This window comes from Streptomyces sp. 3211.6 (genome assembly GCF_003634815.1).
In the GTDB taxonomy this organism is placed as follows: Bacteria; Actinomycetota; Actinomycetes; order Streptomycetales; family Streptomycetaceae; genus Streptomyces; species Streptomyces katrae_A.
Genome location: NZ_RBXC01000001.1, coordinates 1883295 through 1900755, shown reverse-complemented (window position 1 = coordinate 1900755; position 17461 = coordinate 1883295). Strand labels below are relative to the sequence as shown.

At 68.8% G+C, this 17461-nt stretch carries 13 protein-coding genes; 8 read left to right on the top strand and 5 right to left on the bottom strand.

Features of this window, described 5'->3' with window-relative positions:
- Positions 1-78 precede the first annotated feature (78 nt).
- Positions 79-861 carry an MIP/aquaporin family protein gene (locus BX286_RS08895; protein ID WP_079425301.1) on the bottom strand — a complete coding sequence of 261 codons (783 nt, stop codon included), beginning with the start codon at positions 859-861 and terminating at the stop codon, positions 79-81.
- 325 nt (positions 862-1186) lie between these two features.
- On the bottom strand, positions 1187-1954 hold the full coding sequence (locus BX286_RS08890) for an IclR family transcriptional regulator (protein WP_079425299.1): 768 nt from the start codon (positions 1952-1954) through the stop codon (positions 1187-1189).
- A gap of 253 nt (positions 1955-2207) precedes the next feature.
- On the opposite strand from BX286_RS08890, the gene metH reads away from it, so the two are divergent.
- The 4 genes from metH (at position 2208) to BX286_RS08870 (ending at position 10277) form a co-directional block, all read left to right on the top strand.
- Complete coding sequence (gene metH, locus BX286_RS08885; protein WP_121014810.1) at positions 2208-5720, top strand: methionine synthase; 3513 nt, start codon at positions 2208-2210, stop codon at positions 5718-5720.
- Positions 5721-5835: 115 nt separating this feature from the next.
- A complete protein-coding gene (locus BX286_RS08880; protein ID WP_079425294.1) occupies positions 5836-6537 on the top strand; it encodes an HAD family phosphatase in 702 nt (233 codons plus the stop codon).
- Between the two features lie 480 nt (positions 6538-7017).
- On the top strand, positions 7018-8622 hold the full coding sequence (locus tag BX286_RS08875; RefSeq protein ID WP_079425292.1) for an ABC transporter substrate-binding protein: 1605 nt from the start codon (positions 7018-7020) through the stop codon (positions 8620-8622).
- Between the two features lie 71 nt (positions 8623-8693).
- Positions 8694-10277, top strand: a complete 1584-nt coding sequence (locus BX286_RS08870) for an ABC transporter substrate-binding protein (RefSeq protein WP_121014809.1) — start codon at positions 8694-8696, stop codon at positions 10275-10277.
- Between the two features lie 80 nt (positions 10278-10357).
- On the opposite strand, the gene BX286_RS08865 is transcribed toward BX286_RS08870, so the two are convergent.
- Complete coding sequence (locus BX286_RS08865) at positions 10358-11029, bottom strand: response regulator transcription factor (RefSeq protein WP_079425288.1); 672 nt, start codon at positions 11027-11029, stop codon at positions 10358-10360.
- Between the two features lie 61 nt (positions 11030-11090).
- Positions 11091-11969: a RecB family exonuclease gene (locus BX286_RS08860; RefSeq protein WP_079431617.1), complete on the bottom strand. Its 879-nt coding sequence runs from the start codon at positions 11967-11969 to the stop codon at positions 11091-11093.
- 245 nt (positions 11970-12214) lie between these two features.
- Here BX286_RS08860 and BX286_RS08855 point away from each other — a divergent pair, with 245 nt between their 5' ends.
- From BX286_RS08855 to BX286_RS08845, 3 genes are all read left to right on the top strand, one after another.
- On the top strand, positions 12215-13348 hold the full coding sequence (locus BX286_RS08855; RefSeq protein ID WP_100865183.1) for a site-2 protease family protein: 1134 nt from the start codon (positions 12215-12217) through the stop codon (positions 13346-13348).
- Between the two features lie 18 nt (positions 13349-13366).
- Positions 13367-14263, top strand: a complete 897-nt coding sequence (locus BX286_RS08850) for a tRNA (adenine-N1)-methyltransferase (RefSeq protein ID WP_042814566.1) — start codon at positions 13367-13369, stop codon at positions 14261-14263.
- A 305-nt stretch (positions 14264-14568) separates the two neighbouring features.
- Positions 14569-15060, top strand: a complete 492-nt coding sequence (locus BX286_RS08845) for a hypothetical protein (protein WP_261993620.1) — start codon at positions 14569-14571, stop codon at positions 15058-15060.
- Between the two features lie 4 nt (positions 15061-15064).
- Here BX286_RS08845 and BX286_RS08840 read toward each other — a convergent pair whose 3' ends face one another.
- Complete coding sequence (locus BX286_RS08840) at positions 15065-15385, bottom strand: ferredoxin (protein WP_079425284.1); 321 nt, start codon at positions 15383-15385, stop codon at positions 15065-15067.
- 264 nt (positions 15386-15649) lie between these two features.
- Between BX286_RS08840 and arc the strand changes: the two genes are divergently transcribed.
- Positions 15650-17416 carry a proteasome ATPase gene (arc, locus tag BX286_RS08835; protein WP_079425282.1) on the top strand — a complete coding sequence of 589 codons (1767 nt, stop codon included), beginning with the start codon at positions 15650-15652 and terminating at the stop codon, positions 17414-17416.
- Positions 17417-17461: the final 45 nt, after the last annotated feature.

Sequence of the window (17461 nt, the reverse complement as noted above, 5' to 3'; positions counted from 1 at the left end):
GTGGCTGCTCCTGGCAGGTCTGTTGAGTAGGCGGAATCAGGAGGGCGGTGCGGATCTTACGAACGCGGCCGAAGCTGATCAGGCGAACGCGATGTTGTACAGACCGCCGGCGAGCGCGGCACCGACGAGCGGGCCGAGCACCGGGATCCAGGAGTAGCCCCAGTCCGAGCCGCCCTTGTTGGGCAGCGGGAGCAGGGAGTGGACTATGCGGGGACCGAGGTCGCGGACCGGGTTGATGGCGTAGCCGGTCGGGCCGCCGAGGGAGAGGCCGATGCCGACGACCACGAAGGAGGTGATCAGGACGCCGATGACGCCGAGGCCCTTGCCGTCGCCCTGGAGGCCCTGGGTCAGGATCGCGAGGACGAGGACGAAGGTGCCGATGATCTCCGTGGCCATGTTCTGGACCACGTTGCGGATCTCGGGGCCGGTGGAGAAGATCCCGAGCACCGGGCCGGCGACGTCGTGCGGGTGCGGGTCCTCGGGACCGAGCTTGGCGTCCTTGATGTTCTCCGGGTCCGCCAGGTGCGCGCGGAACTGGCCGTAGTAGGTGATCCACATCAGGACCGCGCCGAGCATGGCACCGAGCAGCTGGCCCGCGAGGTAGACGGGGACGTCGCCCCACTCGCCGGTCTTCACGGCTATGCCGACGGTGACCGCCGGGTTCAGGTGCGCGCCGGAGAGCGGCGCGGAGACGTAGGCGGCGATCAGGACGGCGAAGCCCCACCCGAAGGTGATCGCGAGCCAGCCCGCGCCGCGGGCCTTGGAGCTCTTGAGCGTGAGGGCGGCGCACACGCCGCCGCCGAGCAGAGTGAGCAGGGCGGTACCGATGGTCTCGCCGATGAAGATGTCGGAGCTGGACACCCGCGACTCCTTTGTCTTACGTCCAGGGGTGGGCGGACACCGGGTCCCTCCGGTGGGTCCGCGCACTCGGTGAGTGCTTCACCGGTCCATGGCCTCGCCCTAGCCTAACGCGTATTGCCGGTAGGTGTTCGACAATGCCGACCGATGAACGGCAGTTTTCCGCCTGGGTTCAGAACGCGTCAAGGCCTGACCAGGTCAAAGAACCGGATCGTTACCACTCGGTACGATCGCCCAAATCCGGCCAATGGCCGGTCCGGAAACGAAGAGGTCCACCCGAATGGCGCCCAAAGCGGCCAAGGGGTGGACCAAAGGGATCAGGTCAAGCTCAGAACCGGCCCGCTCCGAGGTCGCGCGAAACCGACCGGGCGCAGTCCCGCACGGAGGCCACCAGGGCCGCACGAGGCTCCCCGGACTCCCCGCACACGCGCTCCACGGCGCCCGCGACGGCCACCGCGCCCACCGGCATGCGCCGCCGGTCGTGGATCGGCGCCGCCACCGAGGCGATGCCCTCCCAGGTCTCCTCCACGTCCGCCGCCCACCCGCGGGCCCGCGTCAGGTCCAGGACCTCCTCGAAGCCCGCCGCGTCGGTCACCGTGCGCGGGGTGAAGGCCTCCCGCTCCGCGTCCAGGGCCTCCGTGTGCGCCACCGGGTCGTAGGCCGACAGCACCTTGCCCAGGGCCGTGGAGTGCAGCGGCTGCATGGCCCCGACCTCCAGCACCTGCCGGCTGTCGTCGGGCCGGAACACGTGGTGCATGATCAGCACCCCGCTCTTGTGCAGCACGCCCACGTAGACGCTCTCGCCGCTCGCCCGGGCCAGGTCGTCCGTCCACACCAGCGCGCGGGCGCGCAGCTCGTGCACGTCCAGGTAGCTGTTGCCCAGCCGCAGCAGCTCGGCGCCCAGCTGGTAGCGCCCCGAAGCCGGGTCCTGCTCCACGAAGCCCTCGGCCTGCAGGGTGCGCAGGATCCCGTGGGCCGTGCCCTTGGCCAGGCCCAGGGCGGACGCCACGTCCGACAGGCCCAGCCGGCGCTCCCCGCCGGCCAGGAGCCGCAGCATCGCAGCGGCTCGTTCGAGCGACTGGATGTTCCGTGCCATCGCGCAGCCTCCTGCTGACGTAGTTCGACCATGCCGAACACTATCGGTCGATGCCGACCTCGTGCATGCTTGGGTGTTTCCCGGTGTGCCGCCGACCAGGGCACCCGTCCGTGCGACTCCCGGGCACAGAATGCAGTCCGCCACGTGGGACGCCCTCACCGGGGCGGGTGCCGCGCGGTTACCCTGACCGCGTGCACCCCTGACACAGCGGGGGCGCAAAGCCGACAGCCGTCGCATCCCAGGGAGCTCAACCATGGCCTCGTTGCCGAACCCGCCCGCAGACACCCAGACCCGGGCCGATGCCCTCCGAGAGGCGCTCGCGACCCGCGTGGTCGTCGCCGACGGAGCCATGGGAACCATGCTCCAGGCACAGGACCCCACCCTGGAAGACTTCCAGCAGCTCGAAGGCTGCAACGAGGTCCTGAACGTCACCCGCCCCGACATCGTCCGCTCGGTCCACGAGGCGTACTTCTCGGTGGGCGTCGACTGCGTCGAGACCAACACCTTCGGAGCGAACTACGCGGCCCTCGCCGAGTACGACATCCCCGAACGCAACTTCGAGCTCTCCGAGGCCGGCGCCCGCATCGCCCGGCAGGTCGCCGACGAGTTCACCGCCTCCACCGGACAGCAGCGCTGGGTCCTCGGCTCCATCGGCCCCGGCACCAAGCTGCCCACCCTCGGCCACATCGCCTACGCCCAGATCCGCGACGCCTACCAGGTCAACGCCGAAGGCCTGATCTCCGGCGGCGCCGACGCGCTGCTCGTCGAGACCACCCAGGACCTCCTCCAGACCAAGTCCTCCATCATCGGCGCCCGCCGCGCCATGGAAGCCCTCGGCGTCACGGTCCCGCTGATCTGCTCCGTCACCGTCGAGACCACCGGCACGATGCTGCTGGGTTCGGAGATCGGGGCGGCGCTGACGGCGCTGGAGCCGTTGGGGATCGACATGATCGGTCTGAACTGTGCGACCGGTCCGGCGGAGATGAGCGAGCACCTGCGCTATCTCGCGCGGAACGCGCGCATCCCGCTGTCGTGCATGCCGAACGCCGGTCTGCCCGTCCTGACGAAGCAGGGTGCGCACTACCCGCTGTCGGCGTCGGAGCTGGCGGATGCGCAGGAGACGTTCGTGCGGGAGTACGGGCTGTCGCTGGTGGGCGGTTGCTGTGGCACCACTCCCGAGCATCTGCGGCAGGTGGTGGAGCGGGTGAGGGGCGCCGCCGTCGTGGAGCGCGACCCGCGCCCCGAGCCGGGTGCGGCCTCGCTGTATCAGACGGTGCCGTTCCGGCAGGACACCTCGTACATGGCGATCGGTGAGCGGACGAACGCGAACGGGTCGAAGAAGTTCCGTGAGGCGATGCTGGAGGGCCGCTGGGACGACTGTGTGGAGATGGCGCGGGACCAGATCCGTGAGGGCGCGCACATGCTGGACCTGTGTGTGGACTATGTGGGCCGTGACGGTGTCGCGGACATGCGGGAGCTGGCGGGGCGTTTCGCGACGGCTTCGACGCTGCCGATCGTGCTGGACTCGACCGAGGTTCCGGTGATCCAGGCGGGTCTGGAGATGCTGGGCGGGCGTGCGGTCATCAACTCGGTGAACTACGAGGACGGTGACGGTCCGCAGTCGCGTTTTGCGAAGGTGACGCGGCTGGCGCGGGAGCATGGTGCCGCGTTGATCGCGCTGACGATCGACGAGGAGGGCCAGGCCCGTACGGTCGAGCACAAGGTCGCGATCGCGGAGCGGCTGATCGGGGACCTGACGTCGAACTGGGGTATCCGTGAGTCGGACATTCTGATCGACACCCTGACGTTCACGATCTGCACGGGTCAGGAGGAGTCGCGTAAGGACGGGATCGCGACGATCGAGGCGATCCGTGAGCTCAAGCGGCGTCATCCGCAGGTGCAGACCACGCTGGGTCTGTCGAATATTTCGTTCGGTCTGAATCCGGCTGCTCGTGTGCTGCTGAACTCGGTGTTCCTGGACGAGTGTGTGAAGGCGGGTCTGGATTCGGCGATCGTTCATGCGTCGAAGATCCTGCCGATCGCGCGGTTCGACGAGGAGCAGGTCAGCACGGCTCTGGATTTGATCTATGACCGTCGTGAGGGTGACTACGACCCGCTGCAGAAGCTGATGGCCCTGTTCGAGGGGGTCAACACGAAGTCGCTGAAGGCCGGCCGTGCGCAGGAGCTTCTTGCGCTGCCGCTGGAGGAGCGGCTGCGGCGGCGGATCATCGACGGGGAGAAGAACGGTCTGGAGGCCGATCTCGACGAGGCGCTGACGGGCCGTCCGGCGCTGGACATCGTCAACGACACCCTTCTGGAGGGGATGAAGGTCGTTGGTGAGCTGTTCGGGTCGGGGCAGATGCAGTTGCCGTTCGTGCTCCAGTCGGCCGAGGTGATGAAGACGGCGGTGGCCTATCTGGAGCCGCATATGGAGAAGACGGACGACGAGGGCAAGGGCACGATCGTGCTGGCCACGGTCCGCGGTGATGTCCATGACATCGGTAAGAACCTGGTGGACATCATCCTCACCAACAACGGCTACAACGTGGTGAACATCGGTATCAAGCAGCCGGTTTCCGCGATCGTGGAGGCCGCGCAGGAGCACAAGGCCGATGTGATCGGCATGTCCGGGCTCCTGGTGAAGTCCACCGTGATCATGAAGGAGAACCTGGAGGAGCTCAACCAGCGCAAGCTGGCCGCCGACTTCCCGGTGATCCTGGGCGGCGCGGCCCTGACCCGGGCCTATGTCGAGCAGGACCTCCACGAGATCTACGAGGGCGAGGTCCGCTACGCCCGCGACGCGTTCGAGGGCCTGCGGCTGATGGACGCCCTGATCGCCGTCAAGCGCGGCGTCCCCGGCGCCACCCTGCCCGAGCTCAAGCAGCGCCGCGTCGCCAAGCGGGACACGCCCGCCCTCCAGGTGGAGGAGCCCGAGCAGCCGGGCGGCCGTTCCGACGTGGCCGTCGACAACCCGGTGCCCACCCCGCCCTTCTGGGGGACCCGCGTGGTCAAGGGCATCCCGCTCAAGGACTACGCCTCCTGGCTGGACGAGGGCGCGCTGTTCAAGGGCCAGTGGGGCCTCAAGCAGGCCCGCGCCGGCGGCGCCACCTACGAGGAGCTCGTCGAGAACGAGGGCCGCCCGCGCCTGCGCGGCCTGCTGGAGAAGCTGCACACCGAGAACCTCCTCGAAGCGGCCGTGGTCTACGGCTACTTCCCGTGCGTCTCCAAGGGCGACGACCTGATCATCCTGGACGAGCAGGGCAACGAGCGGACCCGCTTCACCTTCCCGCGCCAGCGCCGGGGCCGGCGCCTGTGCCTCGCGGACTTCTTCCGCCCGGAGGAGTCCGGCGAGACCGACGTCATCGGCCTCCAGGTGGTCACCGTCGGCTCGAAGATCGGCGAGGCCACCGCCAAGCTGTTCGAGTCCGACTCCTACCGCGACTACCTGGAGCTGCACGGCCTGTCCGTCCAGCTGGCCGAGGCCCTCGCCGAGTACTGGCACGCCCGCGTCCGCGCCGAGCTCGGCTTCGGCGGCGAGGACCCGGCCGCCATCGAGGACATGTTCGACCTCAAGTACCGGGGAGCCCGCTTCTCCCTCGGCTACGGGGCCTGCCCCGACCTGGAGGACCGGGCGAAGATCGCCACCCTCCTGGAGCCGGAGCGGATCGGCGTCCACCTCTCGGAGGAGTTCCAGCTCCACCCCGAGCAGTCCACCGACGCTCTGGTCATCCACCACCCCGAAGCGAAGTATTTCAACGCACGCTGACACAGACCGGCGTACACTGGTCGGTCCCATACAGGCCGGTCACCTGTTCCCGAGGGGGAAGCCCCGCGCGGTTCCGAGGTGACCGGCCTTGTCGTCCCCGGAGAGAGGCGTACGCATGACCAGCACCGTTCCCGCTCCCGTCGTCCACACGGCCGACGGGCACGCCCTGCAGGCGGTGCTGCTCGACATGGACGGCACCCTCGTCGACACCGAGGGGTTCTGGTGGGAGATCGAGGCGCAGATCTTCCAGGAACTGGGCCATCGCCTCGACGAGGCCTGGCGCGACGTGGTCGTCGGCGGCCCCATGAGCCGCAGCGCCTCCTTCCTCATCGAGGCGACCGGCGCCGACATCGGCCTCGCCGAACTGAGCGTCCTGCTCAACGAGCGCTTCGAGGCCCGGATCGCCGAGCAGGTCCCCATGATGCCCGGCGCCGAGCGGCTGCTGAGCGAGCTGGCCCGGCACAACGTGCCCACCGCCCTGGTCTCCGCCTCCCACCGCCGCGTCATCGACCAGGTCCTGCTCACCCTCGGCCGCGACCGCTTCCACCTGACCGTCGCCGGCGACGAGGTCCCCCGCACCAAGCCCCACCCCGACCCCTACCTGTTCGCCGCGAGCAGCCTCGGCGCGCACCCCTCGCGGTGCGCCGTCATCGAGGACACCGCCACCGGGGTGGCGGCCGCCGAAGCGGCCGGCTGCCGCGTCGTGGCCGTGCCCTCCGTGGGCCTGATCGAGCCCGCCCCGGGCCGGACCATCGTGCGCTCGCTGGAGGACGTGGACCTGAGCTTCCTGCGCTCCCTCATCACTCCGATGAACTAGGCGCACACCGTCCGTGCCGGACGCAAAACGGGGGCGGGACCTCCTTCCCGCGCAAGGATCTTCCGCCTCCGGGTCCGGAGGCCGAAATTCCATCCCGGCGATGTGGGCGGAGCGGGTGACTTTGGTCACCCGCGCAGCCTTCGCCGGACCTGCCCCGACGCTCCAAGGGCTTCCCATGTGTCCGGATTGATCATCTCCTGACACCATCTGCGAAGACTCCGGCATAAGCGGTCAGTCCGCACCCATCACAGTGCGATTACGCCCCAACTCCTGCTGGTTCCAGCCACCCCGTCCCGGGCCACTAATGTCGTCGCGGGCACTCCGCACGCACCTCTGCCGTACCGGCCGCACACCCTTGCACCGGCACGCGCGTGGACCGATCGTCAAACACCGGCCCGATCGTTCCGCCCTGAACGGGCGACCGCCGCGAAGTGCCCTCTACGCCGCTTAACAAGTGCCGGGTGAGGGAGTACTTCCAGCATGAACCGCAAGACCATGGTGCTGACGGCCGCGATAGGCCTGCTCACCCCCGCGCTGTCCGCATGCGGCAGCGCGAGCGGAAACGGAGCAGGATCCGGAGCGATCGTCGTCGGCACCACCGACCGGTTCGAGGCAGCCGACTACGCCCCCGCCCCGTTCGACCCCGCCTACGCCTACGACGCCACGACGTGGAACATCCTGCGCCAGACCGTCCAGACCCTGATGCGCACCCCGCGCGGCGGCGGCCAGCCCGTCCCCGAAGCGGCCTCCGACTGCCGCTTCACCGACAACGACAACGAGAGCTACCGCTGCACCCTGCGGCCGGGCCTGAAGTTCGCCGACGGCGACCCGCTCACCGCCAAGGACGTCAAGTTCTCCATCGACCGGGTCCGCGCCATAAAGGACGAAAACGGCCCCTCCTCCCTCCTCTCCACCCTCGACACCGTCGAGGTCAAGGGAACCGACACCGTCGTCTTCCACCTGAAGACCCCCGACGCGACCTTCCCGTACAAGCTCGCCACCCCCGCGGCCGGCATCGTCAGCGAGAAGAACTACGACGCCAAGAAGCTCCGCACCGGCTTCGCCGTCGACGGCTCCGGCCCCTACACGATGAAGCCCGAGGTCAAGGACAACCACCTGGTCCGGGCCGTCTTCACCAAGAACCCGAACTACAAGGGCGACATCAAGCTGCAGAACGACAAGGTCGAACTGCGCACCTTCCCCGACTCGGCCGCGGCCACCAAGGCGCTCTCCGACGGCTCCATCAGCATGGTCTCCCGCACCCTCTCCCCGGCCCAGATCACCGAGCTCTCCGCCAAGGCACCCAAGGGCGTCAGGCTCGTCCCCATGCCGGGCCTGGAGATCCGCTACATCGGCTTCAACACCGACGCCCCGGCCGTCAAGGACAAGGCCGTGCGCCAGGCCCTCGCCGCCGCCGTCGACCGGGGCAACGTCATCTCCAAGGTCTACGGCAAGTCCGCGCAGCCCCTGTACTCACTGGTCCCCACCACGGTCACCGGCCACGTCAACTCCTTCTTCAACAAGTACGGCGAGGCCAACACCGCCAAGGCCGCCGACCTGCTGAAGGCCGCCGGGATCAAAACCCCCGTCAAGCTGACGCTGAACTACACCACCGACCACTACGGCGACGGCACCGCGGCCGAGTTCCAGGCCCTCAAGACCCAGCTGAACGCCACCCAGCTGTTCGACATCACCGTCCAGGGCAACGAGTGGGCCGACTTCCGCCCCGCCCAGAAGAAGGGCGACTACGCCGCCTACGGGCTCGGCTGGTTCCCCGACTACCCGGACGCCGACAACTTCCTCGCCCCGTTCCTGGAGCAGGACAACTTCCTGGGCACGCCGTACGCCAACAACACGGTGCGCACCAAGCTCATCCCCGAGTCCCGCAAGGCCGCCGACCGCAACGTCGCCGTCCCCGCGATCACGGAGATGCAGGACATCGTCGCCGACGACGTGCCCGTCCTGCCCCTGTGGCAGGGCAAGCAGTACGTCGCCGCCCGCGACGGGATCACCGGAGTGGAATGGTCGGTCAACGCCATCTCCGACCTCCAGCTGTGGGAACTCGGCCGGGGCGTCAGCGGCTGAGACCGGCAGCAACCGGCGGCGGACGTCGCAGGCCGGCGCAAGGATCAGACAAGAACTGTGAAGGACATCGCGTGAAGAGACGTAACCAGTGGCTGGTGGCCCCGCTCGGGGCGGCCACGGCCGCCGCGCTGCTCAGCGGCTGCGGTTCGCAGGACGGCTCGGCCGCCGGCGACGGCAAGGGCGTGGTCATGGGCATATCCGACAAGGTGAAGTCCACCGACCCGGCGTCCGGCTACGACCCGGGCTCCTGGCTGCTCTTCAACAACGTCTTCCAGTCGCTGCTGAGCTTCCCCAAGGGCGGCACCACGCCCGAGCCGGACGCCGCGCAGGCCTGCAACTTCGAGGGCGGCGACAGCAAGGTGTTCAAGTGCACCCTGCGCTCCGGCCTGAAGTTCAGCAACGGCCACAGCCTCACCTCGAAGGACGTCAAGTTCTCCTTCGAGCGCACGCTGAAGATCAACGACCCGAGCGGCCCGGCCGTCATGCTCTCCTCCATCGCGAGCATCGACACCCCCGACGAGAAGACCGTCGTCTTCAAGCTGAAGACCCCCGACGCGACCTTCCCGAGCAAGATCGCCTCGGGCGCGGGCGCCATCGTCGACCACAGCGAGTACCCGGCCGACAAGCTCCGCACCGACAACAAGGCCATCGGCTCCGGCGTCTACAAGCTGGACTCCTTCAGCGAGAAGAGCGCCAACTTCTCCGTCAACGACTCCTACAGCGGCAAGGCCAAGGCCAAGAACACCGGCGTCACGCTGAAGTTCTTCAACGGCGACCAGGCCGGCCTCAAGACCGTCCTGGAGAGCGGCGACGTCGACTTCGCCTTCCGCGGCCTCGCCGCCAAGGACATCGCCGGCCTCGCCGCGACCAAGACCGGCGACAACAAGGTCGACGTCGTCCAGGGCACCGGCGCCGAAGTCCAGCACCTGGTCTTCAACGTCAACGACCCCGTCGCCGGCAAGCTCCCCGTCCGCAAGGCCATCGCCTACCTCGTCGACCGCGACGCCCTCGTCAAGGACGTCTACTCCGGCACCGCCGTCCCGCTCTACTCGATCGTCCCGGCCGGCATCGCCGGACACACCACCCCCTTCTTCGACCGCTACGGCGGCAGCCCCCAGCTCGAGAAGGCCAAGGCCGTCCTCAAGGCCGCCAACATCACCGGCAAGATCAAGCTGACGCTGTACTCCACGCCGACCCGCTACGGCCCCTCCACCGACCAGCAGTTCCAGGTCATCGCCAAGCAGCTCAACGACAGCGGCCTGTTCGACGCCGACGTGAAGTCCGTCGAGTTCGAGCAGTACGAAAAGGACATCAAGGCCGGCAAGTACGGCGTCTACGTCAAGGGCTGGGTCCCCGACTACCCCGACGCCGACAACTTCACCCAGCCGTTCTTCGGACCCGACAACGTCCTGATGAACAACTACGACAACAAGGAGATCAGCGGGACCATCATCCCCGCCACCTCCACCAAGTCCGACCGCACCGCGGCCAACCCGGACTACACCCGCCTCCAGGACATCGTCGCCGACGAGATCCCCATCCTCCCGCTCTGGCAGAGCAAGCAGTACGCCGTCGCCCGCCAGAACGTCACCGGCCTCCAGTGGTCCCTCGACGCCTCCACCGTCTTCCGCTTCTGGGAGATCAGCAAGGGCTGACCCGCCCCGGACACACCTCCGCCCCGGCACCCGCGAAGGGCGCCGGGGCGGAGGCGTCTCCCGGCCGCGCGACCCCGCGCCTACTGCGCGCCCGGCCGCACCAGACCACTCTCGTACGCGTACACCGCCGCCTGCACCCGGTCGCGCAGACCCAGCTTCGTCAGCACATGACCCACATGCGTCTTCACCGTCGTCTCACTCACGAACAGGTCCGCCGCGATCTCCGCGTTCGACAGCCCCCGCGCCACCAGCTTCAGCACCTCCACCTCGCGCTCGGTCAGCGTCCCCAGCACATCCGGGACCCTCTCCTCACCCGACGGCAGATGACCGGCGTACTTGTCCAGCAGCCGCCGCGTGATGCTCGGCGCCAGCATCGCCTCGCCCGCCGCCACCACCCGGATCGCCTGCACCAGCTCATCGGCCGGAGCGTCCTTCAGCAGGAACCCGCTCGCCCCCGCCCGCAACGCCTCCACCACGTACTCGTCCAGATCGAACGTCGTCAGCACCAGCACCTTCGCCGGCCCGTTCCGCTCCGGACCCGTGATCTGCCGCGTCGCCTCCACCCCGTCCATCCGCGGCATCCGGATGTCCATCAGCACCACGTCCGGCTGCAGCGCCCGCACCTGCTCCAGCGCCTGCAGACCGTCCCCGGCCTCACCCACCACCACCAGGTCCTGCTCCGCCTCCAGGATCATCCGGAAGCCGGTGCGCAGCAGAGGCTGGTCGTCGACCAGCAGGACGCGGATCGCCACGGAAGGTACCTCGTATTCGTCGGACGGCTTCAGCGCCGCCCATTCTGCCCTGACCCCGCGATCAGGAACCTGCCGGGCGCCCGGGCCCCGGCACGATCGCCAGCGGATACACCGGGGGAGTGCCCCCGAACTCCGGACACACCGCCTGGTGGTCGCACCAGCCGCACAGCTTCGTCGGCCGCGGCCGCCAGTCACCCGTCTCCGTCGCCTCCGAGATCGCCTCCCACAACGCGTGCAGCTTGCGCTCCACCCGCTCCAGATCCGCCACCACCGGGTCGTACGTCAGCACGTCACCACTGCCCAGGTACACCAGCTGCAGCCGCCGCGGCACCACGCCCTTCAGCCGCCACACCACCAGCGCGTAGAACTTCATCTGGAACAACGCGCCCTCCGCGTACTCCGGCCGCGGAGCCTTGCCCGTCTTGTAGTCGACGATCCGCACCTCGCCCGTCGGCGCCACGTCCACCCGGTCGATGATCCCGCGCAGCCGCAGCCCCGACTCCAGCTCCGTCTCCACGAAGAACTCCCGCTCCACCGGCTCCAGCCGCGTCGGGTCCTCCAGCGTGAACCAGCGCTCCACCAGCGCCTCCGCCTCCGCCAGCCACCCCGCCAGCCCCGCGCCCCCGTCCCCCTCCGGGAACAGCCCCGCCAGCTCCGGCTTTGCCTCCAGCAACCGCTCCCACTGCCCCGGCAACAGCTCCTTCGCCCGCGGAACCGTCCGCTCCGCCGCCGGATGATCAAACAGCCGCTCCAGCACCGCGTGCACCAGCGTCCCCCGCGTCGCCGCCGCACTCGGCTTCTCCGGCAGCCTGTCGATCACCCGGAACCGGTACAGCAACGGACACTGCATGAAGTCACCCGCCCGCGAAGGCGACAGCGAAGCGGGCCGGGCAGCACCCGGGGAAGCACCGTCGAAACCGGCGCCGGGGATCGTCGTCATGCCTAAAACCCTACGACCCGGCACCGACAGCACGCGCATACCATCGACTCCTGACCCATCGCCCTGCATGATCGGAGCATCACACCGCGCAACAGCACCCCGCGCACCACAGCACCCCACGCCACCCCACCCACGGCGTGGACCACACTGGAAGCAAACGCACCGAACGAAGGACAGCCGTGGCAGACACCGACGAAACCGGCGAGCGCCCCGCCAAGCGCTCCGACCCGGGCGGCGGCATCCTCATGGGCCGCCCCTTCGGCGTACCCGTCTACGTCTCGCCCAGCTGGTTCCTCGTCGCCGCCCTCATCACCTGGGTCTTCGGCGACCAGCTCGACCGGATCCTGCCCGACCTCGGCCCCGCCCGCTACCTCGTCTCCCTCTTCTTCGCCGTCGCCTTCTACGCCTCCGTCCTCGTCCACGAACTCGCCCACACCATCGCCGCACTCCGCTTCAAACTCCCCGTACGACGCATCCAGCTCCAGTTCTTCGGCGGCGTCTCCGAGATCGAGAAGGAATCCGAAACCCCCGGCCGCGAATTCGTCCTCGCCTTCGTCGGCCCCCTCCTCTCCCTCGCCCTCGCCGGGATCTTCTACCTCGGCATGAAAGCCGTCGACCCCGCCACCGTCCCCGGCGTCCTCCTCGCCGGCCTGATGGTCTCCAACCTCCTCGTCGCCGCCTTCAACCTCCTCCCCGGCCTCCCCCTCGACGGCGGCCGCATGCTCCGCGCCCTCATCTGGGGCATCACCGGCAAACCCATGACCGGCACCGTCGCCGCAGCCTGGGTCGGCCGCGCCCTCGCCGTCACCGTCCTCCTCGGCCTGCCCCTCGTCACCCAGACCGGCATCCTCGGCAACCCGCCCCAGGACATCGGCGGCATGGACACCGTCATGGACGCCCTCCTCGCCGCCATCCTCGCCGCGATCATCTGGACCGGCGCCGGCAACAGCCTGCGCATGGCCCGCCTGCGCGAACACCTCCCCGAACTGCGCGCCCGCACCCTCACCCGCCGCGCCGTCCCGGTCCAGGCCGCCACCCCCCTCTCCGAAGCACTCCGCCGCGCCAACGAAGCCGGAGCCCGCGCCCTCGTCGTCGTCGACGGCCAGGGCGACCCCACCGCCATCGTCCGCGAAACCGCCATCGCCTCCGTCCCCGAACACCGCCGCCCCTGGGTCGCCGTCAGCACCCTCGCCCAGGACCTCACCGACGGCATGAAGGTTTCCGCGGAACTCACCGGCGAAGAACTCCTCGACCACCTCCGCACCACCCCCGCCACCGAATACCTCGTCATCGAAACCGGCGGCGAGATCTACGGCGTCCTGTCCACCCTCGACGTCGAGAAGGCCTTCGTGAAGGCCATGGCGCGGCCCCAGTCCTGAAGCCAATACACTGGTCACATGTCCGAACCGACCGGTGCCGCCCGCCGACGCGGGCCCTTCGAGGTCGGGGACCAGGTACAGCTGACCGACCCCAAGGGCCGCCACTACACGTTCACGCTCGAAGCCGGGAAGAACTTCCACACCCACAAGGGTTCCTTCCCGCACGACGAGCTGATCGGCGCTCCCGAGGGCAGCGTTGTCCGCACCACCGGCAACGTCGCCTACCTCGCGCTGCGCCCCCTGCTCCCCGACTATGTCCTGTCCATGCCCCGCGGCGCCGCCGTGGTCTACCCCAAGGACGCGGGCCAGATCCTGGCCTTCGCCGACATCTTCCCCGGCGCCCGCGTCGTGGAAGCGGGAGTGGGCTCCGGCTCCCTGAGCAGCTTCCTGCTGCGCGCCATCGGCGACCAGGGCATGCTCCACAGCTACGAGCGCCGAGCGGACTTCGCCGAGATCGCCACCGCCAACGTCGAGCGCTACTTCGGCGGCCCCCACCCCGCGTGGAAGCTGACCGTCGGAGACCTCCAGGACAACCTGGACGAGACCGACGTCGACCGCGTGATCCTCGACATGCTCGCCCCCTGGGAATGCCTCGAGGCGGTCAAGAAGGCCCTCGTCCCCGGCGGCATCCTCTGCTGCTACGTGGCCACCACCACCCAGCTGTCCAAGACCGTCGAGTCCATCCGCGAAATCGGCTGCTTCGCCGAGCCGCAGCCCTGGGAATCGATGATCCGCAACTGGCACGTCGAAGGCCTCGCCGTCCGCCCGGACCACCGCATGATCGGCCACACCGGCTTCCTCGTCACCGCCCGCCGCCTCGCCGACGGCGTCGAGCCCCCCATGCGCCGCCGCCGCCCCGCCAAGGGCGCCTACGGCGAGGACTACGAAGGCCCCGGCAGCGACCGCTCCGCATAGCCCCACCCCGCCGCCCGCCCCGGGCGCGGACCCAACACGAAAGCGCTGTGGCGCAGTTCCCCGGAACACTCCCGGAACTGCGCCACAGCGCCTTTTCGTTGCCCGCACCGGCCGACGCGGACCCAGCCGTTCCACCGCGGTGTGAGGTGTGGCACGATGCTGGCTCACCGTCACCCGCCGTACAGGAGACACCCCGCGTGACGCACAGCCCCACCGACCCCGCCCCGTCGTTGGAAGACCTGTCGCCCGAACACCCCGCACACCACCGGGCCAAACCCGTCCACTGGCTCGCCACGGCCACCGCCATGGCCGCCGTCATAGCCGGCGCGGGCCTCCTCCAGCCCGACCGGGCCACCGGAGCCACCCCCGCCGCCGCCCCGCCCGCCACCGCCCCCGACGCACACGCGGTCACCTACCCCCTGGACTGCAAGGGCGCCGCACAGACCGTCACCGCCACCGCCGAAGGCGACCTCGACGGCGACGCCCGCCCCGAAACCGTCGCCGCCGTGCGCTGCGACGCCGGCTCCGGCACCCCGCCCCACGCCATCTACGTACTCGCCCAGGAAGCCGCACCCGGCGCCCGGCCCCGCGTGGTCGCCACCCTCCTCGACCCCGCCAAGCGCCGCACCGCCACCACCCTGACCGTCCGCGACCGGACCGTCACCGCGAGTCTGCTCGGCTACTCCTCGCCCTCCGTGCCCCGCTACAGCCCCGACCTCAAGCAGCTCGCCAAGTGGCGCTGGACCGGCGGAACATTCCGCCAGGAGCTTACGGACTCGACCGCCGGACGTGTTTGAACCGTCACTCCGCGTCCGGACCGTACACCTCGACCCTGTCCGAAACGCGCCTTACGTGAATACAGTCCCCCGGGCATTCCTTCGCCGAATCCACCACGTCCCGCAGCAGCGGCAACGGAACCGGAGTCGTCGCCCCCGGCTCCACCAGGAGCTCGTCCTCCGGGCTCTTCACATAGGCCAGACCGTCGATGTCCAGCTCGAACACCTCCGGGGCGTACTGGACGCAGATCCCGTCCCCGGTGCAGAGGTCCTGGTCGATCCAGACCTCGAGGGGCTCTCCGGCACCACCGGAACCACCCGCCGGGACCTCCTGCTGCACGGTCATATCTCCTGCCGTTCCCTGCTCTGATCGAACCGTTCCGGAAGCGGCTCTCGGCAAGTCGCGCGGGCCCGGACGGGTGTTGAACACTTCGACCTTACAACCGGCTGCTTTCCGATGTTGAAGGGTGGGTATTTCCCTGGCGTGAGGGAGTACGCAAGGGTGAAGATCGGACACACCCCTACCGTCTTTGTGATCTAGGGGTTTCAATCACCACCAGCCCAGGTAGGGTCAGGAAGCGTCCAGCTCCCCTTGGAGGAGGTGAGGACCGTGGCAGCCCACGACGACGACATCAACCGCGGCATCCGGCCCGGGCGAGGGTCTGAGGACCCCGCTGGCCAGGTTGCCTATCTCGAGCAGGAAATCGCCGTCCTGCGCCGCAAGCTCGCCGACTCTCCGCGTCACACGAGGATTCTCGAAGAGCGGATCGTCGAGCTCCAGACGAATCTGGCAGGCGTATCCGCGCAGAATGAACGACTGGCGAACACCCTCCGTGAGGCCCGCGACCAGATCGTGGCCCTCAAGGAGGAAGTCGACCGGCTCGCACAGCCGCCGGCCGGCTTCGGCGTCTTCCTTCAGGCCAACGAGGACGGCACCGTCGACATCTTCACCGGCGGCCGCAAGCTCCGCGTGAACGTCAGCCCCAGCGTCGACCCGGAAGACCTCCGGCGCGGCCAGGAGGTCATGCTCAACGAAGCGCTCAACGTGGTCGAGGCCATGGAGTTCGAGCGCGCCGGGGACATCGTCACCCTCAAGGAGATCCTCGAGGACGGCGAGCGCGCCCTGGTGGTCGGGCACACCGACGAGGAGAGGGTGGTGAGGCTCGCCGAGCCGCTCCTGGACATCACCATCCGCCCCGGCGACGCCCTGCTGCTCGAACCCCGCTCCGGCTACGTCTACGAGGTGGTCCCCAAGAGCGAGGTCGAGGACCTCGTCCTCGAAGAGGTCCCGGACATCGACTACGACAAGATCGGCGGCCTGGGCGACCAGATCGAGCTGATCCGCGACGCGGTCGAGCTCCCCTACCTCTACCCCGACCTCTTCAAGGAGCACGAACTGCGGCCCCCGAAGGGCATCCTGCTCTACGGCCCGCCCGGCTGCGGCAAGACGCTCATCGCCAAGGCCGTCGCCAACTCCCTTGCCAAGAAGGTCGCCGAGGTGACCGGGCAGGCCGCCGGCAAGTCGTACTTCCTGAACATCAAGGGCCCCGAGCTCCTCAACAAGTACGTCGGCGAGACCGAGCGGCACATCCGCCTCGTCTTCCAGCGCGCGCGTGAGAAGGCCAGCGAGGGCACCCCCGTCATCGTCTTCTTCGACGAGATGGAATCCCTCTTCCGCACCCGCGGATCCGGTGTCAGCTCGGACGTGGAGAACACCATCGTCCCGCAGCTGCTCGCCGAGATCGACGGCGTGGAGGGCCTGGAGAACGTCATCGTCATCGGCGCCTCCAACCGCGAGGACATGATCGACCCGGCGATCCTGCGGCCCGGCCGCCTCGACGTGAAGATCAAGATCGAGCGCCCGGACGCCGAGGCCGCGAAGGACATCTTCGCGAAGTACCTCAAGGCCTCGCTGCCGCTGCACACGGACGACCTCAACGAGCACTCCGGCTCGCCGGAGGTGGCCGTCCACAGCATGATCCAGACCGTCGTCGAACAGATGTACGCAGAAACCGAGGAAAACCGCTTCCTCGAGGTCACGTACGCCAATGGCGACAAGGAAGTCCTCTACTTCAAGGACTTCAACTCCGGAGCGATGATCCAGAACATCGTCGACCGGGCCAAGAAGATGGCCATCAAGGCCTTCCTCGAACACAACCAGAAGGGCCTCCGCGTCTCCCACCTCCTCCAGGCCTGCGTGGACGAGTTCAAGGAGAACGAGGACCTGCCCAACACCACCAACCCGGACGACTGGGCCCGCATCTCCGGAAAGAAGGGCGAGCGGATCGTATTCATCCGCACCCTCGTCACCGGAAAGCAGGGCGCGGACACCGGACGCTCCATCGACACGGTGGCGAATACCGGTCAGTACCTCTGACGGTGCGAGGCGGCTGCGGGTGCCTCACACGGCACCCGCAGCCGC